Annotated in this window: 17 protein-coding genes; 14 read left to right on the forward strand and 3 right to left on the reverse strand. The window is 44.8% G+C overall.

Translation table 11 applies throughout. The annotated features are described in order from the left end of the window. Positions 1 to 8 precede the first annotated feature (8 nt). Entirely contained in the window at positions 9 to 1,115 is a 1,107-nt protein-coding gene (locus ACA086_RS01885) for a hypothetical protein (RefSeq protein WP_371001626.1), read from the forward strand. Positions 1,116 to 1,167: 52 nt separating this feature from the next. After that, positions 1,168 to 2,964 carry a translation elongation factor 4 gene (gene lepA / locus ACA086_RS01890; protein ID WP_369747941.1) on the forward strand — a complete coding sequence of 599 codons (1,797 nt, stop codon included), beginning with the start codon at positions 1,168 to 1,170 and terminating at the stop codon, positions 2,962 to 2,964. 4 nt (positions 2,965 to 2,968) lie between these two features. Here the strand turns inward: lepA and ACA086_RS01895 are convergent, their stop codons facing one another. Further along, positions 2,969 to 4,822, reverse strand: a complete 1,854-nt coding sequence (locus ACA086_RS01895) for a cation:proton antiporter (protein ID WP_371001628.1) — start codon at positions 4,820 to 4,822, stop codon at positions 2,969 to 2,971. Positions 4,823 to 4,987: 165 nt separating this feature from the next. Between ACA086_RS01895 and ACA086_RS01900 the strand changes: the two genes are divergently transcribed. The 6 genes from ACA086_RS01900 to ACA086_RS01925 all read left to right on the forward strand — a co-directional run bounded on the left by ACA086_RS01900 (position 4,988) and on the right by ACA086_RS01925 (position 13,447). Then, positions 4,988 to 5,860, forward strand: coding sequence for a universal stress protein (locus tag ACA086_RS01900; protein WP_371001629.1), 873 nt, complete (start codon positions 4,988 to 4,990; stop codon positions 5,858 to 5,860). Further along, the gene (locus ACA086_RS01905; protein WP_371001630.1) at positions 5,857 to 8,082 is read left to right on the forward strand and encodes a SulP family inorganic anion transporter; all 2,226 of its coding nucleotides are present in this window, start codon (positions 5,857 to 5,859) and stop codon (positions 8,080 to 8,082) included. The genes ACA086_RS01900 and ACA086_RS01905 overlap by 4 nt, the downstream gene beginning before the upstream one ends. Before the next feature lie 73 nt (positions 8,083 to 8,155). Next, positions 8,156 to 9,016 carry an MBL fold metallo-hydrolase gene (locus tag ACA086_RS01910; protein ID WP_371001631.1) on the forward strand — a complete coding sequence of 287 codons (861 nt, stop codon included), beginning with the start codon at positions 8,156 to 8,158 and terminating at the stop codon, positions 9,014 to 9,016. Further along, positions 9,000 to 9,899 (forward strand): SMP-30/gluconolactonase/LRE family protein, encoded by a 900-nt coding sequence (locus tag ACA086_RS01915; protein WP_371001632.1) that lies wholly within the window; start codon positions 9,000 to 9,002, stop codon positions 9,897 to 9,899. The genes ACA086_RS01910 and ACA086_RS01915 overlap by 17 nt, the downstream gene beginning before the upstream one ends. A 1-nt stretch (position 9,900) precedes the next feature. Beyond that, a complete protein-coding gene (locus ACA086_RS01920) occupies positions 9,901 to 11,577 on the forward strand; it encodes a S8 family peptidase (protein ID WP_371001955.1) in 1,677 nt (558 codons plus the stop codon). A gap of 7 nt (positions 11,578 to 11,584) precedes the next feature. Then, positions 11,585 to 13,447 (forward strand): M1 family metallopeptidase, encoded by a 1,863-nt coding sequence (locus ACA086_RS01925; RefSeq protein ID WP_371001956.1) that lies wholly within the window; start codon positions 11,585 to 11,587, stop codon positions 13,445 to 13,447. A 6-nt stretch (positions 13,448 to 13,453) separates the two neighbouring features. Here the strand turns inward: ACA086_RS01925 and ACA086_RS01930 are convergent, their stop codons facing one another. Together ACA086_RS01930 and ACA086_RS01935 are read right to left on the reverse strand one after the other, a co-directional pair. After that, positions 13,454 to 14,647: a succinylglutamate desuccinylase/aspartoacylase family protein gene (locus ACA086_RS01930; protein ID WP_371001633.1), complete on the reverse strand. Its 1,194-nt coding sequence runs from the start codon at positions 14,645 to 14,647 to the stop codon at positions 13,454 to 13,456. A gap of 3 nt (positions 14,648 to 14,650) precedes the next feature. Further along, the gene (locus ACA086_RS01935; protein WP_371001634.1) at positions 14,651 to 16,501 is read right to left on the reverse strand and encodes a CBS domain-containing protein; all 1,851 of its coding nucleotides are present in this window, start codon (positions 16,499 to 16,501) and stop codon (positions 14,651 to 14,653) included. Between the two features lie 119 nt (positions 16,502 to 16,620). Between ACA086_RS01935 and rnpA the strand changes: the two genes are divergently transcribed. From rnpA to ACA086_RS01965, 6 genes are all read left to right on the forward strand, one after another. Beyond that, a complete protein-coding gene (gene rnpA, locus ACA086_RS01940; protein WP_371001635.1) occupies positions 16,621 to 17,007 on the forward strand; it encodes a ribonuclease P protein component in 387 nt (128 codons plus the stop codon). Continuing rightward, entirely contained in the window at positions 16,988 to 18,616 is a 1,629-nt protein-coding gene (locus tag ACA086_RS01945) for a S41 family peptidase (RefSeq protein ID WP_371001636.1), read from the forward strand. Before rnpA ends, ACA086_RS01945 begins: the two co-directional genes overlap by 20 nt. Positions 18,617 to 18,764: 148 nt before the next feature. Next, positions 18,765 to 20,408: an alpha-glucan family phosphorylase gene (gene glgP / locus ACA086_RS01950; RefSeq protein WP_371001637.1), complete on the forward strand. Its 1,644-nt coding sequence runs from the start codon at positions 18,765 to 18,767 to the stop codon at positions 20,406 to 20,408. Beyond that, on the forward strand, positions 20,405 to 21,403 hold the full coding sequence (locus ACA086_RS01955; RefSeq protein ID WP_371001638.1) for an MBL fold metallo-hydrolase: 999 nt from the start codon (positions 20,405 to 20,407) through the stop codon (positions 21,401 to 21,403). The genes glgP and ACA086_RS01955 overlap by 4 nt, the downstream gene beginning before the upstream one ends. 3 nt (positions 21,404 to 21,406) lie before the next feature. Further along, on the forward strand, positions 21,407 to 22,267 hold the full coding sequence (locus tag ACA086_RS01960) for a fructosamine kinase family protein (protein ID WP_371001639.1): 861 nt from the start codon (positions 21,407 to 21,409) through the stop codon (positions 22,265 to 22,267). Positions 22,268 to 22,346: 79 nt separating this feature from the next. After that, positions 22,347 to 23,417 carry a Gfo/Idh/MocA family protein gene (locus ACA086_RS01965; protein WP_371001640.1) on the forward strand — a complete coding sequence of 357 codons (1,071 nt, stop codon included), beginning with the start codon at positions 22,347 to 22,349 and terminating at the stop codon, positions 23,415 to 23,417. The last annotated feature ends 90 nt before the right edge of the window (positions 23,418 to 23,507 follow it).

Genomic DNA, 23,507 nt, shown 5'->3' on the forward strand with positions numbered 1-23,507 from the left:
AGCAACAGATGAGAAAAATACTTCTTTTATTGGTGATAACTGCAGTCTTTAGCTGTAAATCCGAGCCAAAGAAAACAGAGAAGACAACAGAAACAGAAACTTCCCTGATGGCGGGATCAGACACCCTGATCTATCCAGAGGAAAAATACTTTAAGTCGATCCGCCAGGTCACCTTTGGCGGGGACAATGCCGAGGCCTACTGGAGTTTTGACGACAGTATGCTCATCTTCCAATCGAACAATAAAGAATGGGGTATGGAATGCGACCAGATCTTCCTGATGAATGCCACGGACACTTTTCAAGATAGCATCCCCCCTATGATCAGCACCGGAATGGGGCGTACCACTTGCTCCTATTTTCTTCCGGATAACAAACACTTTGTTTATGGCTCAACCCATTTAGCGGACGAGGCCTGCCCTGAAGTTCCCCTGCGTTCCAACGGGAAATACGTCTGGCCGGTATACGACTCCTTTGACATTTTTGTAGCCGATCTGGAAGGCAACATTGTAGATCAGCTAACAGATGAGCCTGGTTATGACGCAGAGGCCACGGTCTCTCCCAAAGGGGATAAGATCGTCTTTACTTCAATGCGAAGTGGAGACCTGGAGCTTTACACGATGAACCTCGACGGTAGTGATGTGAGGCAGATCACGGATGAACTGGGTTATGACGGGGGTGCATTCTTCTCCCCTGACGGGACCAAGATCATTTTTAGAGCCAGCAGGCCCGAAACGGAGGAAGAGATTACAGAATACAAGGAGTTACTGGCACAGGGCCTGGTACAGCCCACTGAAATGGAGTTATTTATCTGCGACGCCGACGGTAGCAACCTGAAACAACTCACCTTTCTCGGGAATGCCAACTGGAGTCCTTTCTTTCACCCTTCCGGGGAAAAAATCTTATTCTCCAGCAATTTTGAAGCTGAAGAAGGCTTTCCTTTTAACTTATATTTTATCGATATCGATGGGAAAAATCTGGAGCGCGTAACCCATGGGGAGACCTTTGACGCCTTCCCGGTATTTTCGAACGATGGAAAATACCTGGCCTTTTCCAGCAATCGCAATAACGGGGGGACCAGAGATACCAACTTGTTTATAGCCGAGTGGCAGGAATAAGTAATTTTCGCAGTATCTTTGCGGCTCTTTAAGATTGCGCAAGAAAAAGAAAATGAAACACATCAGGAACTTCTGTATCATTGCCCATATCGACCACGGGAAAAGTACCCTGGCCGACAGGCTGCTCGATTTTACGGGTTCGGTAACCGAACGTGAAAAGAAAGAGCAACTTTTAGACAGTATGGACCTGGAGCGGGAGCGAGGCATCACGATTAAGAGTCACGCCATACAGATGGAGTACACCTATGAAGGGGAAAAGTACATCCTTAACCTAATCGATACTCCCGGCCATGTGGATTTTTCATATGAAGTATCGAGGTCCATCGCGGCATGTGAAGGGGCTCTGCTGGTGGTTGATGCTGCCCAGAACATCCAGGCACAGACCATCTCAAACCTTTACCTGGCGCTTGAGAACGATCTGGAGATTATTCCTGTTTTAAACAAGGTAGACCTGCCCAGCGCCAATCCGGAAGAAGTGACAGACGATATCGTAGACCTGTTGGGTTGCGATGCCGAAGAGGTAATTCCTGCCAGCGCTAAAACAGGGATTGGGATAGAGGAAATCCTCAAGGCCATCATTGAACGAATTCCTTCGCCCAGTGGAACCGTGGATGAGCCATTACAGGCTCTTGTGTTCGACTCGGTTTATAATCCTTTTCGTGGTGTGGAAACCTATTTCAGGGTCATCAACGGAGAGATCAGAAAAGGACAAAAAATCAAATTTGTCGCCACCGGCAAGAGTTATTACGCCGATGAAGTGGGGACCTTAAAACTTACCCAGCATCCCCGTCCAAGTATAAAAGCGGGGGATGTTGGATATCTTATTACCGGAATCAAAGATGCCAGGGAAGTAAAGGTAGGAGATACCATTACCGACTCGGACAATCCCACTAAAAATGCCATTGCTGGTTTTGAGGATGTAAAACCCATGGTTTTTGCAGGAATCTATCCGGTAGACACCGAGGATTTTGAGGAATTGCGGTCTTCCATGGAAAAATTACAGCTCAATGATGCCTCTCTGGTATTTACTCCGGAGAGCAGTGCGGCTTTGGGCTTCGGATTCCGTTGTGGTTTCCTGGGGATGCTCCATATGGAGATCATACAGGAGCGTCTGGAACGCGAATTCGACATGACCGTTATCACCACGGTGCCCAACGTAAGCTATCAGGCTTTTACAAGGAAAGATCCGGATGCACCCATAATTGTAAACAACCCTTCTGACCTGCCCGATCCATCTACCCTGGATCGAGTGGAAGAGCCTTATATCAAAGCTACCATCATTACCAAGTCGGATTTTGTAGGAAATGTAATGTCGCTTTGTATCGAAAAACGCGGTCAGATCACCAATCAGACATACCTGACTACAGAACGGGTGGAATTAAATTTTGACATGCCTTTGGCAGAGATCGTATTCGACTTTTACGACAGGCTCAAGACGGTCTCCAGGGGATATGCCTCTTTTGACTATGCCCCAATCGGGATGCGGGTTTCCAAACTGGTAAGGGTTGATATCCTGCTAAATGCTCAGCCCGTGGATGCGCTTTCTGCCCTGATCCATGCTGATAATGCGGCGAACATCGGGAAGAAAATGTGCGAAAAATTAAAAGAACTCATCCCGAGACAGCAGTTTGACATTCCTATCCAGGCTGCCATCGGCGCCAAGATCATCTCGAGGGAAACCATCAAGGCCCTGAGGAAAGACGTGACTGCCAAATGTTATGGGGGAGATATTTCCAGAAAACGAAAACTTCTCGAAAAACAGAAAAAAGGAAAGAAGAGAATGCGGCAGGTAGGGAATGTGGAAATTCCACAGCAAGCCTTTATGGCCGTTTTAAAACTCAACGATTAGAAATCTACCCCTCTTCTAAAGCTTTAGGAGCCTCGGCCGACTCAAAGCGTTTCCCCAGGTAAACCAATTTGTAGCCCTCTCCTATATCAGTAAATTCCTTACTGTAGGATGTGATGATCTGTAATTTACCATCAGGGGCCTTCAGGAAAATTGGGATAATATAATCGTCAGCCTTGGTAATTTCAATCAGTCCCTCGTAATGTTCCTGGTCGTTCAGGTCTACTTCGTGTATAGCGGGAAATTTCCTTACAGCTTCTGTTAGTTTTATAAAATCATCCGTGTGTGAAAACAAGCCTTCTTTAGGATTGTTTTCCGGATCGTTCATCTCGTCGGAGTCTACAAGTCGGAATGACCCGTTCTCCCCAAATTGCTTCTGGAATTTGTTGATGGCGTATTTGTTGATCTCCGAATTCCCGGTCAGGGCCATCAGATAGCCCACATCATTGAGCTCAATATTGTCTGTTAAGGCATCGGAATAGATATTGGCCACAATTCCCTCAAGCCCCATCTTTTTACATTTGTCAATATTGGTCTCGTTATTGTCAATCACCACCACATGGCGGTTGTTGTTTTTGAGATAGGTGGCGATAAGGCGAGAGACCCTGCTGGCTCCGATAACCAGAATACCTTCTGATTGCTTGAGGAAAACACCCACCCATTTGGCAAACAGCCTTGCAGTGGTAGCATTCAGCAAGACCGTACCCAGTACAATCATAAACACCAATGGGGTAATGTATTCTGCTCCTGGCTCCCCTTTGGCCATTAGTTTAGACCCGAAGAGGGAGGCGATACCAGCGGCTACTATCCCCCTGGGGCCCACCCATCCAATAAAGAGTTTTTCATTGAGTTTTAAACCCGATCCCCTGGTGCTTAAAAAGACGCCTAAGGGCCTTATCAGAAATACAATGACAAGGAAAAGTATGGCGGTATTCCAGTTATAGATCAGCTCCATATCGGTGATATTGATATTTGCCGCAAGCAGAATAAAAAGGATGGAGATCAGCAAAACGCTGAGCGATTCTTTAAAGTACAGCAATTCCTTCAAGTTAGGGAGATTCATATTTCCCATTACCATCCCCATGACTACAACAGCCAGTAAGCCCGATTCGTGCGCAAAAACATCAGATTCTACATAAACAAGGAGTACAACGGAAAGGGACACTACATTGAGCAGGTAGTGCGGAATAAAGTTTCTTTTTATAGCAAAAGCAAGAGCATGCGCAAAAGTAAAACCGAAGGTGGTACCAAAGAGGAGTATCTTCCCGAATTCAATCAGCGCAGTTTTGGTATAGGCCTGCCCCTCCCCAACACTGATAAATTCAAAGACCAGTACGGCAACCAATGCACCTATAGGGTCGATCAGGATCCCCTCCCATTTTAGAACGGCAGAAACATCTTTTTTTAACGGGATGTTCCTGAGGATAGGTGTAATTACCGTTGGGCCCGTAACAATGACGAGAGCCGCAAATAAAAAGGAGATCTGCCAGCTCAGGTCGAATATAAAGTGGGCGGCCATCCCCGCTCCAAAAAATGTGACCATCGTCCCTACCGTGATCAGTTTCGTTATCACAGGACCCACATTGGATATCTCAGATCTTTTTAAGGTAAGTCCGCCTTCAAAAAGGATAATACTTATGGCCAGAGAGACAAAATAATAAAGTCCTTCTCCCGGGAATAATCCCTTTTCTCCATTCCAGATCGGCTCAATAAGCTTTTGCCCGTCTTCGGTGTAAAGAGTCGCGATTGGCCCTACCAGCAAGCCGATAAGAATTAGGGGGAGGATGGCGGGAAGTTTAAGGCGCCAGGCTACCCATTGTGCGATAATTCCCAGAATAATAATCCCTGCCAGTTCCAGCATATCTCTTCTATTCTTTTATGAGAGGAAAATCTAACTCTTCCCTTTTCTAGTTTTAACAAATAAAAACAATATTCTACAAACCTCAACCCAGCTCATCCAAATTTCCTGCTCTAAAGTGAGAAAGCATACGAGTGTACTTTGGTTAATTGTGTTATATTACGCCCCATGCCGGAACCCAAATCAAATCTACAACCTTTTAGGACCCTCCTTTTCGGCTTTGCCTTCTCCCCCTCCCTGGAAGTAAATCTTATGGAGGTCACGCGTATTGCCTATTACTTTAATGCCCGATTGATACTCTTGCATGTAGGGGAGAAAACCGCCGAAAAACAAGCTAAAATAGACGGCTTACTACGGTCTGTTGAGTATCCCGAAAACCATCCGGAAGTGCATTGGATGAAGGGAAAGCCTGTGGATACCATTGTAAATGCCTGTTCTGCCTTTAAAGTAGATCTGCTTGTGCTCGGGGCGCTTCAGCATGAAAATATGTATCAGTTCTATGTGGGAACCATCGCCAGGAACCTCACTCGCAAGGTAAGCTGTTCTGTCTTGTTGATGATCAAGCCTTCTGCTGTTAGGGTAGTTTCCCAACACATTGTGGTGAATGGATTTGACGACCCCAGCACTCCCTTTGCCCTGCTCAAAGCCTTTGAAGCTTCTAAGGTATTGGGCGTACAGCAAATTACCATCGTGGAAGAAATCACACAGAAAGAATTGCATATTACAGTTGAAGATGATGAATCCCTTGAAAAGGCTTCCCTGCGTAAGGAACAACTAAAAGAAAAAGAGGAAGCCAGGGTAAAGAGTATAATAGAAGACATTCCCGCTAACCTTAAGGCGTCGGTAGCTGTAAAGATTCAAAGTATTTTTGGGCAACGCGGCTATTCAATCGGGCATTATGCAGAGGTAGTCAGGGCCGATCTGCTGGTAATAAACGCTCCTAAAAAGTCGGGGCTGCTCGACCGAATTTTTCCTCACGATATAGAATATATTTTATCTGACCTCCCAACAGACGTCCTAATAGTACGCGATCAGAAATGACAGTAAATAAAGATCAAATCGGCGGTTTTGTTAAAGGCCTGCCCAAAAATATATTTTCAGGATTTGTGGTTTCCCTCATCGCCCTTCCATTGGGGCTGGGCCTGGCACTGGCCAGTGAGGCCCCTCCTATTGCAGGGATAATCCCTGCTGTTGTCGGAGGGATTCTGGTGGCGGTACTAGGGGGATCGCATGTCACCATTACAGGGCCCGGGAACGGACTGGTAATCGTCCTCCTTGGTGCGATCACTACCCTCGGCGGGGGAGATCTCTACCAGGGTTACCTCTTTACCCTTGCTGCCGTAATCTGTTCAGGAGTTTTGCTGATGTTGCTTGGGTTTTTAAAAATGGGTAGGCTGGCCGACTTTTTTCCGGCCTCAACCATTCAGGGGATGCTGGCCGCAATCGGGATTGGGATCCTGGCCAAACAATTTCATATTATGATTGGCCATAACAATGAGGCTGGGAATATTATGACGCTGATCCTACATATACCCTCCGGATTGTATTCTCTTTGGGAGAGCGATGGCGGTAGTGTGGTAGCTGCAGCCATTGTAGGTGTTATAAGTTTAATGATCATGGCTTTCTACGGGAAGATAAGGAGCAAATGGGTGCACCTGATCCCTGCTCCTATGTGGATCCTTTTGCTTTCAATAGGCTTCCATTACTTATGTTCATTCCTGGCCATCCCTTATCCCATAAATAAGGAATTGCTGATTCCAATACCTGATAATGTTTTGGCCTCCCTGGCCTATCCGGATTTTGGAATGGCCTTGAGTCAGAAATTTATCTTTGCAGTTTTTGCCATTACCCTCATTGCGGGGATTGAATCCTTGCTCAGTATAAAAGCTGTGGACAGGCTAGACCCTGCGAACCGTCATTCAAATGTAAACAAGGATTTAAAAGCCCTTGGCCTGGCCACGGTAATCAGTGGTTTCCTGGGTGGACTCAATGTGGTTACTGTGATCGCCCGAAGTTCTGTGAATGTAAATACCGGGGCCACAAATCGTTCTGCCAACTTTTTTCACGCTCTATTTTTACTGGCCTTTGTCTTGCTCTTCCAGGAACAACTCAGGAAAATTCCCCTTTCTGCCCTGGCGGCTATCCTGGTCTATACCGGTTATAAACTAGCCACACCTGCCCTGGTGAAGAGAATTGCCGGAGTGGGGAAAGAGCAGATCCTTATTTTCTTTTCCACTGTCCTCGCTACCTTGCTCACTAATCTAATCACGGGAATAGCTGTTGGAATTCTCGTTACTTTTATAATACATGTTCTGGTTAACAAGAGCGTTTTGCTGTTTATCACTCATCTCTTTAAGCCTAATATTCTGATGTTCAGGGAGGCCGATGGGGGAAACTATTTTATCAGCGTAAAGCATTTCTGTAGCTTCCTGAATTTCTACAAATTAAAGAATAAGCTCGATGCAATCCGGGAAACGGAAGAGGTGGTGCTTGATTTCTCTATGTGCAGTTTTGTGGATCATACCGTCTTGGAAGGGCTCGAAAATTACCGGCAGATCTTTGATCATAAAGGAGGGCATATGGAACTAATTGGCCTTGATAAACACGAGACTGATTCGGTGCATCCCTTTGCAATACGTAAAATAATTCCGTTCAGGGCCCTAAAGCCTATAGAGTGGTATTTTACCAAGCGCCAGGAAGACCTCAAGGCTACAGCCGCAGATTTTGGCTGGAAATACATTCCGAAAAAACAATCCCAGACTGCCTTTCTCAGGGAGTTTGTCTTTTTCAGCTCCAAAGAAATCTCCTATTGCTATAATCAACTCGAAGACGTAAAGAATAAGGTTTCTGTCTTTGATGTGGAATTTACAGAAGGAGAGTTTATCGCAAAAGAAGTCATCAAATCAACGGTAATGTACCTGCCTCTCCCTTCGTCCATCCCGGTTTTTACCCTTGACAAGGAAGGCCTGTTGGCCCTGCTCTACAACCTCAGTGGTTTTGAAGAGGTGGAAGTACCTAACCATCCCGATTTCAGCAAGAGATTTCGCCTGAGCGGAGAAGATCCTGAGGGAATTTCTGAAGTCTTTTCCAATGAACTGGTCCTCTTTTTGGAGAGCCATCCTTATTATCATGTGGAATCGAATGGAAAGGCATTGCTAATTCTTAAAAAGGAACGCCTCCTTAGCGTTAAAGAGATTAAACGCATGATCTACTTCGGGCAACAGTTGAAAAAGATCCTTCTGCAGAGTGAGTATGCTCAATGAATTGTTAAAATATCTGCTCAATCGATGTAATCGGTCACTCTTTTCTTAATTTGCGCCCTGTTTTATTGATTTCATGAAGTTGTATCCTATAGAAGCGGGAAATTTTAAATTAGACGGTGGGGCTATGTTCGGTGTAGTACCGAAATCTCTATGGACCAAAACAAATCCCTCGGATAGCAATAATATGATCGATATCGCGGCAAGATGCCTCCTTATTGAAGAAGGAGACAGGCTTATCCTGATTGATACCGGAATGGGGAACAAGCAATCAGATAAATTCTACAGCTACTACTACCGCTGGGGTGATCATTCGCTCGACGCCTCCCTGAAAAAAGCCGGATTTCATCGCGACGATATTACAGATGTCTTTATGACCCATCTGCATTTTGACCACTGTGGGGGCGGTGTTCAGTGGAATGCCGACAGAACGGGATACGAAACCGCATTTAAAAATGCTGTTTTCTGGACCAATGATCCTCACTGGAAATGGGCCACAGAACCCAATGCCAGGGAAAAGGCATCTTTTCTCAAAGAAAACCTGCTTCCCATGGAGGAAAGTGGACAACTGTCTTTTGTGGAAATGCCCGAATCCGCATTTGGATCATCCCCGGAATTGAATTTCGATATATTATATGTTAACGGGCATACAGACAAGCAAATGATCCCTCATCTGCAGTACAAAGGGAAAACGCTTGTTTTTATGGCCGACCTTCTGCCTACTGTGGGCCATATCCCACTGCCTTATGTGATGGGCTATGATACACGCCCTCTTCTTACGCTACCTGAAAAAGAGGTATTCCTCAACAAGGCAGCAGATGAGAATTTCTATTTATTTCTGGAACACGACGCTCACAACGAGATCTGTACACTTCAGCACACCGATAAAGGGGTGCGCCTGAAAAACACCTATTCTTTTGATGAAATATTCTCTTAATTACTTCCTACTAGGATTATTCCTGATGGGCTTGTGCGGCACTTCCTGCGCCTTTCAAAGCACAGACCTTACCCCGGAATTTAGTTTTACTGAAGGAATTGAAGGTCCGGCTGTAGATCGTTCAGGGATGCTGTTTGCGGTAAATTTTAAGGAGCAGGGAACCATAGGAAGGGTAAATGAGAAAGGAGAGGCAGAAGTATACTTCCACCTCCCGGAAGGCAGCATTGGAAATGGCATACGCTTTGATAAAGAACAGCATATGTACATAGCTGATTATGCCGGACATAAGGTATACAGGGTAAAGAGTGGTTCGAGGACTCCGGAGGTATGGGTTGATGGGCCTGAGATGAACCAGCCCAATGACCTGGCAATATCGGATGCAGGTATTATATACCTCAGCGATCCCAATTGGGAGAAAAATAGTGGAAATCTCTGGATGGTTCCTGCTGCCGGAAAGCTGGTTTTACTAGAGACCGGAATGGGAACGACCAATGGGATAGAGGTGAGTCCGGAAGGCAAATTCCTCTACGTAAATGAATCGGTTCAGAGGAAGGTTTGGAAATACAACATTCTGCCCGATGGAACCGTTTCTGATAAAAGACTTTTGATTCAATTTGAAGATTTTGGTCTCGATGGGATGAGATGCGATGAAAAAGGGAATTTACTTATCACGCGATACGGAAAAGGAACCGTAGTGATGGTTTCCCGGGAAGGAAAATTGCTCAAAGAGATAAAACTGAAGGGCAAAAACCCTTCAAACCTGGCATTTGGAGGAAAGGACGGAAAAACCGTCTATGTTACCATGGCCGACCGCGGATGTGTTGAGGTTATCCGGTTGCCTTATAAAGGAAATTATTACAGTAAAATACATAAAGATGATTGAGATGATAAAGAAGATGAAAATACAGGCTGCCCTTTGGGGTATTGGTTTGTTGACGGTTGGATGCGGCAGTATAAATATTGTATCAACCCCAATTGAAAATATAGACGCAGTGCCCCTGAAGGTTATGGCTCTGACAGAGGAAGAAAGACAGTCCTGGGGACATGCTGATCTGCTTACAGACACTATCCCGGGAATGAGTGTAGATCGTGCGTATGAAGAGATTATTGGAAACAAAAAAGGAAATACGGTTATCGTGGCCGTCCTCGATTCCGGCATAGATCTCGATCACGAAGACCTGGATGAAGTTATCTGGACAAACAGGGACGAGAAGGCAGGAAATGGCATTGACGACGACGGAAATGGTTATATCGATGATGTACACGGCTATAATTTCCTGGGAGAAGCCTATAATGAACAACTTGAACATGCCCGTATTCTGAGGTTGAATTTAGGCGATGAAGCCTTGAGGGCAAAAGCGAGGAAAAAGCTTGATGAAGAACTAAAAGAAGCCAGGGAAACCAGGCAGATGATCCTGAGTACCAAACAACAAACCGAACAAATCCTCGGGATTGTAAAACAATCTCATGAGGCAGTGGCAAAAAATCTGGGAAAGGAAGATTATTCTAAAGAGGAGGTTGACGCTATCAGCACAACCGACTCAAATTTTCAGCGCAACATTAGTGTGGTGCAACAAATGTTCAATTACGGAGACAGCCTTCCTGAGGTAATTGAACTTATTGAAGGTGACATTGAAAGAGCTGATGAAGGTCTTGCTGTTTACAATGAAAAGCTCGACTACCATCTCAATGTAGATTTCAATGGCAGAGAAGTTGTTGGTGATAACCCTTATGATTTCTCAGACACAGACTACGGCAACGGCAACCCTTCAAATCGCGTAGCCGATGAAAGCCATGGTACACATGTGGCCGGGATCATTGCCGCGGAGCGGAATAACGGCCTTGGAGTAAACGGAGTGGCCAACAATGTGGAAATTATGAGTGTCAGGACCGTGCCAAACGGGGACGAATACGACAAAGATGTGGCCCTGGCCATCAGATATGCCGTAGACAACGGAGCCAAAATCATCAACGGTAGTTTTGGTAAATCGTTTAGTCCGAAAGCAGAATGGGTGTATGATGCCATTAAATACGCGGCAGAGAATGATGTTCTAATTGTGCACGCTGCTGGTAACGATGGGAATGACCTCGATAGTCCCGAAAATGTAAATTACCCAAATGACCACAAAAACGGGGAACGGGAATTTGCTGAAAATCTAATCACTGTAGGCGCCATAAATGATACTTATGGTTCTGAAATGGTGGCTTCCTTCTCTAATTTCGGGTCGCGAAATGTGGATGTGTTTGCACCAGGCGGTTCGGTGTATTCTTCCATGCCCGGGAGTGAGTATAAATTCCAGGGTGGAACTTCCATGGCCGCCCCGGCGGTTAGCGGAGTTGCCGCATTGATCAGGTCTTACTTCCCAAAACTCTCTGCTGCAGAGGTTAAAAAGATACTGATGGATTCAGGCCTGAGCACTCAACTTTCAGTTGTAGTGGCAGGAGATCCTGCGAAGTCCAGATCTTTTGACCAGCTTTCCCGATCAGGAAAAATTGTCAATGCCTACAACGCCCTTATCATGGCACAAAGAGTGTCGGATTCTAAAGTAAAATTACCGTAATATGAGAATGCAAATTAAGTTTATTACAGCCACTATAGTTCTGGTTTTCCTGGCCGGAGTCAGTTATGCACAAGGCAATCATTCGTACTGGCAACAGGCGGTTGATTACACAATGGAGGTGAATATGGATGTGGAAACGTACAGATATACCGGAACACAAAGCCTGGTGTACACCAACAATTCTCCCGACACCCTCAACAGGGTATTCTACCATATGTATTTTAATGCTTTCCAGCCGGGAAGTGAGATGGATATCAGGTTGCAGACTATCGCCGATCCGGACAAACGTATGACGGAGGATGATAAAAGTAGGATTGCATCTCTATCGCCCGATGAGATAGGATACCTTAGGGCTTCTTCTCTGGCACAGGATGGAAAGCCGGTTTCCTATCAACTAGAAGGCACTGTTCTTGTCGTAGACCTCGACCATCCTATACTGCCCAATACATCCAGCACCTTTGAGATGGATTTTGAAGGGCAGGTTCCGTTGCAGATAAGGAGGTCTGGCAGGAATAATAAGGAGGGTGTTGCCTTATCCATGAGTCAGTGGTATCCAAAACTGGCAGAATACGATTTTGAAGGCTGGCACGCCGATCCTTATATCGCCAGAGAGTTTCATGGGATTTGGGGAGATTTTGATGTGAAGATCACCCTTGATAAAGATTATACCATCGGGGGTACTGGATACTTACAAAACCCGGATGAAATAGGTCATGGTTACCAATCGCCCGAAACCAAAGTGAAAAAGGTGAAAGGAAAAAACCTTACCTGGCACTTTAAGGCACCAAAAGTTCATGATTTTATGTGGGCGGCCGATCCCGATTATATTCACGATACCTATCGGATGGAAAACGGACCTGTATTGCACTTTTTTTATAAAGACAAAGCTGAAATCCTGGAGAACTGGAAAAACCTTCAGCCCAAAACAGCACAGGCCATGAAGTTCTTTAATGAAAATATCGGCCCTTACCCATACGAACAATATTCAGTGGTACAAGGCGGGGATGGCGGAATGGAATACGCTATGAGCACTCTGATAACAGGAGAGCGAAAATTTGAGAGCCTTGTGGGGGTCATGGTACACGAATTGGCGCATTCATGGTTTCAGCACATATTAGCTACCAATGAAGCAAAGCACGAATGGATGGATGAGGGCTTTACCTCTTTTATTTCCAGTCTCTGTATGAATACCGTAATGAATCGACAAAATCCTAACCCGTTTCAGGGATCTTACGATGGCTATTACAGCCTGGTGCAATCGGGAAAAGAACAACCTCAAAGCACCCATGCAGACCGTTTTGAATTCAATGTAGCTTATGGGCGTTCTGCCTATAGCAAGGGGGCCGTGTTCCTGGCTCAGCTTGGATATATCATAGGGCAGGATAAATTGATGGCTACTTTGAAAAAATACTATGCCGATTTTAAATTTAAACACCCTACCCCAAACGACATTAAGCGGACTGCAGAGAAAATATCCGGAATGGAGCTCGACTGGTATTTAACAGACTGGACTCAAACCACTAATACGATTGATTACGGGATCAAAGCTGTAAATGAAGCCGGAACCGGCACAGAGGTGATCCTCGAGCGCATAGGCCTTATGCCCATGCCTCTGGATATTCTTGTGGTATACAATGACGGAACTCAGGAAACCTTTTACATTCCTTTGCGAATGATGCGCGGGGAAAAAGAGAATCCTTACGGGCAGGTAAAAAGAACTGTTTTGGAAGATTGGCCCTGGGCCTATCCCGATTACCGTTTCGAGCTCAGCAAACCTGTTTCCAGTATAAAAGCAGTAGTCATTGACCCTTCACAGCTGATGGCGGATATTGGAGTCAACAACAATCTCTGGCTTGCCGAACAGCAGTAGAACAGATCAGAACCAGGGACTGTCTTTGTAAAGGTCGTTTCGGGCTGCTTTCTCCCTGTTCTTAATCAGGATGTGTTCGCTGTCTATTGTTCTGTTGCGGTACCCGAGCAGGTGAAAGAAGGCCTTGCTGTAATAACGGGCTACCCTGAGATCTACGATCAATTGAGATTTGTTTTTGTCTTTCCAGGATACTCCGGGAAGACGTACAAGTAAATGATCTGCCTTTACTTTCCTCAGAACGCCGGAAAGGCTGAGTACCCATTTTGGAATACGCCTGATCATAAAAAACCCTTCTGCACCCTGCTTCTGATAGAGGGGCATAAAAAGAATGCCTTTATTGGAAGCGACCACAGATTTACCATTGTGCTTCGCCAGGAAAGTTCCCTTTTTAACCGACTCAAAGCTTTCAAAACCAGGTTCCATTGTGAAGCTCTCCCCGGGCTCAATAGCGTAGCGCTCTGTGATCTCATAGAAATTCCGGTTATGGGCAGCTGATTGCCTCAACTCTTGTACATAGTCGTTGAAATTTGGAATGGCATCTGCAGTTAAGGCACCTGAATACGCCAGGCACAGCCAGAAAAATGCAATACTGTTGATTTTTGCTTCTTCGGTGGCGTGCTGCCCCGATTCGAACCCGATAGACACATAGCCGTATTCATTGATATAATTCAATACAGGACCTTCCAGGTATTCTTCTATCCCCAGGATAATGGGTACGGGAAACTGGCGGGCAAACTTCCGGTTAATCATCGCGTCATTAATAGTGATAAACGGAAGTGTTTTACTTGATGTAGTATGAAAGTCGATAAAATAAATAGGTTCCTGATGGGCCGTGAGCAGATCTCTGATTACCTGAAGAATTTCCAGGCGTTCCCTGTCTTCTGAAGTGACCTTTTTCTGGGTTCCTTCTTCCATTTCCTGGATTTCATCCTTGAACCAAATGCGGTTGAGGTCTCTCTCCAGAAATCGCTTTTTCGCCAGTAAAGCGGGAATGTTACCGGCTATACCATAAATGTTTCCCTTAATGGGATATGCTCTTGTGTTGAGTTCGTCAAAGACATGCTCAAGAGCCTGTATTCCGGAAGGTTCATTTCCGTGTACTCCTCCAAAAAAGACAAGGACTGGGCCGGATTCCTTGCCTTTGATATGGCCGAGGATCCTTTTCATTCGTGTATCGTGAGGGGTAATAATTTCTGTCATCAATTAGAGATCGTTGCTGGTAATAATTCCTACCAGTTTCTTTTCTTTAACCACTGGCAGACAGTGAATATTATTTTCGTCCATCATTTGCTTAGCCTTGCTTAAAGATACGTCTTCGGTCACTGTGATCAGATCGGTTTTCATAATATCTCTCAGACTATCGGGGCGCTCCTCCGGATGGTTCTGAAAGTGCTTCACGTCCACCCAACTCAGTAAGCCTGCAAGATTGAGGTCGTTATCAAGTATAGGCGCATGGTGAATATTTTTCCACAACATCATTTTTAAGACCAGTTCCGGACTGTCTATATCCTGAGCGGTTATCGTCCTGGTATTCATACGGTCGCCTACCCGAATTTCAGTATCGGGGATCTTGTATTCGTCTCCCCTGGGTAATTGCCAGGCGTCTACCGCATATCTTTTCTGCTGCCTTTCATACATGGTGGCAACCAGAATCTTAAGAGCTTCTGAAGTCTTGTTTTCTTTCAGAAGTTTGCGGTAAGCATTGATCATCCATCGGGATCCGGTTTGAGATTTGATTCGCCTTTCTATGATGGAAAGGTAATGCTCGGCATCCCTGGGTTCAATATTCATACTATACAACCCTCTGAAGGCCATTGGAAGTAAATGGTCGAGAAGCAGATCCTTGCTGCTGATAAGCTTCCCTTCCCAGTAGAATTGGGCGCTCATCCCGTATCTGGCAGCACTGAAAAAATTACTCTTTACATCTTTAAAATCCATTTTTGTATGGATGTTATCCAGCGACTTTGGTCTGCCATGCATAAGTCCTACCCAGAACATCATGTTGGCAATTTCATCATCGGTTGTAGGGCCGGAAGGCATGTATCTGTTCTCAATTCTAACATGAGGTTTCCCATCGGTTATGCCGTAACAGAGTCGGTTCCAGCGGTACGTAGTGCCATTGTGCAGGGATAAAGCCTTAAGTTTTGGTATTTCACCCTGATGAAACTGAGTTAAGCTGTCGCTGTTAAATGTCGTGGTTACCAGGCTCCTGAAATTAACCACAGCGTTTTTATAAAAATCGGCTATGGTTCCGGTTACCCAGTCCTGTCCAAAATTCACACGAGATTCTTTCTCATTGAGAATAAAAGTACTTCTGCGGGTGTCAACACTTTGGGTAAAGAGGGCGATCCTGGTTTCTTCCCATAGTTCTTTCCCAAGCAGCATTGGAGAATTGGCACAAATAGATAAGACAGGGCCGGCTATGGCCTGTGCCCAGTTGTAAGACTCTGCAAAATGCTCCGGATCGATTTGCAAATGGGCCTGAAAACTGGTATTACAACCTTCGTACAGTATAGTATCATGGTGGAGATTGACCTCATCAACCCCTTTAATGTGTAATTCGATATCGTCTTTGCGAATTGCCTGTATAGCCTCGTTGAGGATCTTGTAACGATCAACAGGCGTCATATAATCATACTGGAGGTACTTGTATGAGATGGTTGGCAATATTCCTGTCAGGATCACTTTTGCCTTGTGTTTGGCTGCGGCGTCCTTGGCCACTGTCATCAGAGTGTTGAGCTGTTTGTGAAGATCTGAAAAGCAGCTTCCTTCTAATTTAAGGGGGTCCAGGTTGAGTTCCAGATTGTATTTATTGAGTTCAGAGGTAAAGTGTTCGTCAGCAATATCTTCAAGTATTTCAGTCCCAAGGCTGGAAGGATCCCAGGATTCATCCACCAGACAGAACTCCTGTTCCGCTCCAATATGAATGGGCTTTGCTGAAAAAAGGCCCTTGTTTAACATCAATTCAAGGGTCTCGATGTCTTTCAGGAGATGGTCGATATACTCCTTTTTATCTTCGTGGTTATTAATCTTCCTGACTATTTTTTCTCCCATAACTACTCAATTGTTCGTGAACTTCATGCAGGACCACAAGATACCGCCTTAGTTGTGGTGAAAATATGACAATTATCATCCCTGCCGCGCAAGTTTATTCTTGCTATTTTTGCCTTCTGATGAAGTTTACATTACCCAAAGAAGAAAAATTAAAACACGAAAAACAAATTCAGGAAGTCTTTACCAAAGGATCTTCTATCACGGTCTTTCCGTTAAAATTAATTTATCTGAAAACCGAAAATAAAGTCTTCGGAATAAAGGTGGGGTTTTCTGTGCCTAAAAGAAACTTTAAAAGTGCCGTCTCAAGAAACAGGGTAAAACGGCTACTCAGGGAGGGCTATCGTCTCAATAAGCACATTTTTTTTAACAAAACAGAAGGAAACTATGCCTTAATGTTTTTATACCTTGGTAAGGAAATGCCATCTTTTAACGTTATAGAAAAGAAGATGCAGGGCATTTTCGACAAATTTTTAACTCGTGAAGCAAATGAAAAAGATGATTCATAAAAGAGTGCTCATTCCTGTGCTGGCAGCCTTCGTTTTTTTAGCAGCCAGTAGTTTCAAATCCGATTTTTTTGAAATTGCAAAACAGATAGAAATATTCACCACGCTTTTCAAGGAATTGAATATGAATTATGTGGATGAAACCAATCCCGCAGAATTAATGGATACAGCCATTAAAAATATGCTGGACGACCTTGATCCATACACCAAATTCCTCAATGAGCAGGATGTGGAATCATATCGTATCAACAACACAGGGGAATACTCCGGGATCGGAGCTCTGGTGCGATCATACAATGACAGATTGGTCATCATAGAGCCTTACAAGGGGTATCCCGCAGACAAAGCCGGACTAAAGGCCGGGGATGAACTTATTTCCATTTCAGGAATTGAAATTGCCGATTTTCAGGACGATGCCAGTGAGTTGCTGAAAGGAGCAAATAAAACTTCCGTTGATGTTAGGTATACCCGACAGGGAAAAACTTATAACGCCACCATTGAAAGGCAGGCTATCGAAGTTGATGCCGTACCCTTTTCTAAAATGGTTGATGCCGAAACCGGCTATATAGTGCTTTCGCGATTTAACAAAAAGGCCTCTTCTCAAACCAAGGAGGCTATACTCTCTCTAAAGGCCGAAGGGGCGAAAAAGTTGATTCTTGATCTGAGGGGAAATCCAGGGGGCTTGTTATCCGAAGCGATAAATGTAACCAATCTTTTTGTTCCAAAAGGGACGCTTGTGGTGACGACAAAATCAAAGGTTAAGAAATTCAACCAGACCTATGAGACAAGGAATAAGCCATTGGATGAAGAGATTCCTCTGGTGGTGCTGATTGATGGCCGAAGTGCCTCAGCCAGTGAGATTGTATCCGGGAGCTTGCAGGACCTGGACCGCGCGGTGATTGTCGGAGCGAGAAGTTTTGGAAAAGGGCTGGTGCAAAGACCATTGAAACTTACCTATGGAACTCAGTTAAAAGTGACAATTTCCCGCTACTATACCCCTTCGGGCAGGTGTATTCAGTCGCTCGACTACTGGAACCGGGACGATGATGGCAATGCCATCAGGAATACTGAGTTTAAGGATTTCCAAACCAGGAATGGCAGAAAGGTTCAGGATGGCGGCGGCGTGATGCCCGACATTCAGATCGCTTCCCTAAAAAGCAACGATCTCTTAACTGCCCTGGAGAATAATGGCGTCATCTTTAATTATGCCACGGATTATTATTACGGCCATCCGCTTTCCGAAATGACGTCATTTAATTTTACCCGTTCAGATTATGACGGCTTTAAACAACATGTTGCAAAAAGTTCTTTCGAATTTGAGACCAAAGCTGAAAAAGTGCTAAAAGAAACCCTCTCTGGTCAGAATAAGGAGGTGTTCAATTCTACAGTAATGGCAGATGCAAAGGCCCTGCTGAGTTCCATTGAGAAAAGTAAATATGAAGCCCTCGATACTTATGAGAAAGAGATCGGGAAACAACTCACTGACGAAATCATCAAAAGATATTTCTACCGTGAAGGACTCTATGACTATTACCTCCAAAACGATGAGGCCATCTTAACCAGCAGTGAGCTTCTCAAGGACACTTCTAAATACCAGGCAGTTCTTAGATAACCCACTTTCGGACTATTTTTAGAATTCGCTATATGGTACACATAACCTTCTCCTGTTGAGGCCTGTTTGGTTATAAATGATTATTGTCATTTTCCGTCTAAATGTCCGGATTTGCATATTTTTACTGCCATCTTAAAGAAACGCATCTATGAGCAGTAAATATCATCAGTGGTATCATCCCTACAGGCCAGATAAAGCTTTCCAGAAAAAGGCGGCCTACTTTAGTATGGAATTTGCAGTTCACCAGGCCCTGAAAATATATTCAGGAGGTCTCGGATTTCTTGCGGGATCACATATGCTTTCGGCATTTGAGCTGAAGCAGAACCTTGTCGGGATCGGGATGCTGTGGAAGTATGGTTACTACGACCAGGGGAGAAATAAAGACCAGACGCTACACCCTCATTTTGTTGAAAAACATTACAGTTTTCTAGAAGATTCCGGACACGAAGTGGAGGTCAATATATTCGGGAATAATGCAGTTAAAGTCAGGGCGATGGTCTTAAAGCCCTCTGTTTTTGGCTCTGTGCCCATTTATTTATTAACAACAGATGTCGAGGGCAATGATGACCTTTCCAGGTCTATCATGAATAATTTATATGACAGTAACGAACTTACCCGCATTTGCCAGAGTATAGTACTGGGAATTGGCGGCGCAAAACTGGTAGAGGCGCTTGGTGGGGCAGATATTTACCATCTCAATGAGGGTCATGCGTTACCGGCCTTTTACTATCTGCGAAACCAGGGAGTAGGCAAAGAACAAATGGTTTTTACAACGCATACCCCCGAAATGGCAGGAAATGTGGAAAGGGATGCTCATGTGCTAAACGACAGTGGGTTTTTTGGGAAAAAGTTGTCTCATGATGAGCTGATGAAGGAAACAGGAGGTTCTGATCGATTGAGCTATACGGTGGCTGCTTTGCGCATGGCAAAAAGGACCAATGCGGTCTCCAAATTGCACGCAAAGGTATCCCGTGCAATGTGGAATGGAAATACGGGCAGTGGTGGAATCTTTCCCATTACCAATGCACAAAATCAAAAATTCTGGCAGGATATTTCACTTCAGAAAGCCAGAAAAAACAAAAATGTATCCGCCTTTCATAAAAGAAAAGCCGTATTAAAAAAAGAGCTTTTTGATGTGGTACTCGATCAAACTGGAAAACTTTTCGATCCCAAAGTACTCACCATTGTCTGGGCCCGTCGCTTTGCTGAATATAAAAGAGCCGACCTGCTACTGCGCGATATGGAGCGATTTGAAAGGATATTGAGCAGCACAGAGCATCCGGTCCAAATTATCTGGGCAGGAAAGCCTTATCCTAAAGATACAGGGGCCATTGGAGTCTTTGACCGGTTGGTTCAATTTACAAAATACCGTACCAATACCGCGGTACTGGTGGGTTACGAAATGGCGCTCTCCAAAAAATTAAAACTGGGGTCTGATGTGTGGTTAAATACACCTCGGATAACCAGAGAAGCTTCGGGAACAAGCGGAATGTCTGCAGCAATGAACGGCAGTGTGAACCTCTCTGTCAATGATGGATGGATTCCCGAGTTCGCGAAAAATGAAAAGAACAGCTTTATTCTGCCTGAAGCTGACTATAAGAGTCCGGTTCACGAACAGGACGATTTTGATAGTGCCAATCTATACCGGTGCCTGGAGGAAAAAGTTCTGCCAATGTATTACAATGCTCCTGATAAATGGTCTGAAGTCGTCTTTAAGGGAATGGACGATGTCGTGCCCGCATTTTCAAGCAATCGGATGGCAATCCAATACTACAAAGAGTTGTATCAATGAAAACATGGCCCATAATACGGTTGTTCCGATACGGGGCTGCAATAGTATTAATACTGGCCTGGTCCTGCAAAGAAAATAAAACGGAGGAGCGGGGCAATCTCAATAAATCACGAACTACAGAAGCTGATAAGGGAGTAAAGCTGGTTATCCTGGGAACGGTACAGGATGCCGGATCTCCTCAACTGGGATGTAAAAAGAGTTGTTGTGCCGATCTCTATAATAAGCCGGATCCGGCCCGGAAAGTCGTATCTCTTGGCCTGGTCGATAAAGAAGCCCAGAAGCGATTTCTCCTTGAAGCAACTCCTGATATCACCTTTCAAATCCACAACTTAAACAGGATTGCAAACACCTCAGTAGACCAAATGCCCGACGGTGTTTTTCTTACGCATGCACACATTGGTCATTATACCGGACTCATGTATCTTGGGAGGGAAGCGGTGAATGCATCCGAAGTGCCGGTTTATGCGATGCCCAGGATGATAGATTTTCTGCAAAACAACGGCCCCTGGAATCAATTGGTAAAGCAGAAAAACATTGTTTTAAAAGGTATTTCTGAAGACTCCATTATACGCCTTACGCCCACTCTTTCCGTTATACCTGTCAGCGTGCCCCACAGGGACGAATATTCAGAAACCGTGGGTTATAAAATAAAAGGGCCAGCGAAAGAAGCACTTTTTATCCCGGATATTGATAAATGGAGCAAGTGGGAACGAGACATAACTACCCTGATTGCAGAAGTGGATTACGCGTTTTTAGATGCGACCTTTTTCAATGGAGAGGAGCTCAATACCCGCGACCTTTCCCAGATCCCGCATCCTTTTGTTGTTGAAAGTATGACTTTGTTTAACTCCCTTCCTCCGGTTCAAAAGCAAAAAATATATTTTATCCATTTCAATCATACCAATCCCCTGCTGTCCCCTGAAAGCAAAGAGTACAAAAAAGTGATCTCAAATGGATTTCGCGTTGCAGAGTTTGGAGAGGAATTTGAGTTATAGGCCATGGAAAATGAGCTGAAAAAGCATATTGAATCCTCTCTCGGCCTTAAAATTACATCTCTTGTGCCGGTTTCAGGTGGCGATATCTCTACGGCGCTTAAAATTACTGCGGGGACTGATCAATTCTTCTGCAAGTACCAGGCCGGAGATATGGGATATTCCATGCTAAAAGCCGAAAACGACGGTCTTGAGGCCATTGCCGCAACCGGGTTTATAAAAACACCCCGGGCTATACACCTTTCGAAAATGGAATCGGGGGGGTGTTTGCTACTGGAATATATAGAATCTAAAGGTGCGGGTGAAAAAGACATGGTCCAACTTGGGCGGCAGCTGGCCGGGCTTCATACGGCAAAAGCAGCAAGCTTTGGATGGGATACAGATAATTATATCGGTTCCCTCTCCCAGTACAATACCCGCGCCGATAACTGGGCCGGATTCTATACTTCAAGCCGACTACTCCCACAATTGAAAATGGCACATGACAAGGATCTTTTGAGCAAAAGAGACGTTCCTCCAGCTGATAAAATAGAAATGCGGCTACACGATATCTGTAGCCCCTGTGAACCTTCACTCATACACGGGGATCTTTGGGGTGGAAACTTTCTTATTGCAAAAAATGGGTCACCTTACCTCATTGATCCCGGCGTAAGTTATTCCCATCCGGGGATGGATATTGCCATGTCTCGACTCTTCGGAGGTTTCTCTTCCTCATTTTACCATGCATATGAAGAGGCTTCTGATCGTCCCTTGCCCAGCCAGGCAGAAATTGAACTCTATCAATTGTATTACCTGCTGGTGCACCTCAATATTTTTGGTTCTTCTTACGCTTCTTCTGTACGTGATATTGTAAAGCGATATTTTTAAGACCCTGCCTGCGCTGTAAAAAAAGAACCTCTTTTTCCATATCTTTAGGTGGCAGTCTTTTATAATTTCTTTAATCCTTATGAATAAAACAGACAAAATCAGGGTCCTGGTGGTGGGCTGTGGCCATATGGGCGCCAGTCATGCCAGAGCGTATCATCATCTTGATGAATTCGAGATAGTTGGACTGGTTAGTCGGTCTCCACAAAGCAGGGAAGAGCTATCTAAGTCTCTTGGGGGGCTGCCCACATATTCTGATTATGGCTCGGCTCTTAAGACCACTAGTCCGGACGCCATTTCTGTAAATACCTATCCGGATACGCATTTTGAGTATGTGAAAATGGCACTGGAAGCGGGGGCGCATGTCTTTGTAGAAAAACCCCTGGCAGAGACAGTTGAAAAGGCTGAGGAACTTATAGCTCTCGCCTCCCGATTAGACAGAAAGCTGGTGGTTGGGTATATTCTTAGGGTGCATCCTGCCTGGAAGCAATTTATCGAAATTGCCAAAACCTTGGGAAAACCATTGGTTATGCGGATGAACCTCAATCAGCAGAGCTCGGGTCCCCAGTGGTACACCCATAAGCAACTGATGAAATCGATGTCGCCTATTGTAGACTGCGGTGTGCATTATATTGATGTGATGTGTCTGATGACCGGATCAGAACCGGTAAGTGTTTCTGCGATCGGAGCGCGGCTGTCTGATGAGATTGATTCCCGGATGTACAATTACGGACAATTACAGGTGCGTTTTAAAGATGGCTCGGTGGGATGGTACGAAGCGGGGTGGGGGCCTATGATGAGTGAGACGGCCTTTTTTGTCAAAGATGTAATAGGTCCTCAAGGGTGTGTTTCTATCACAGATGCACAACTGGATTCTTCTGATGACGTGGAGGGGCACACCCGAACCGGAGCCCTGAAAATCCATTCCAGTGAACTGGATGCTCAGGGGGGTTTTCTTAAGAAAGACAAGTATATTTCCACGAAGGATGAACCTGATCACGACCAATTGTGTCTTTTGGAACAAAAATTATTTTTAAATGCCATTCGTCAAAATACTGACCTCTCATCTCATCTTAAAGACGTAGTATTTAGCCTGAAAGTAGTCCTGGCTGCGGATGAATCCGTGAAGACGGGAAAGACAATTTCTTTATGAAACAGCAAGGGAGTATCGTATAAATTGCTTTGTTGAGTATCTTAACACACTGTTAATCAGCTTTCTGAAATTGGGGGTCTCATCATTTTT

It is taken from the genome of Muriicola sp. E247 (genome assembly GCF_041358175.1).
Taxonomy (GTDB): Bacteria; Bacteroidota; Bacteroidia; order Flavobacteriales; family Flavobacteriaceae; genus Muriicola.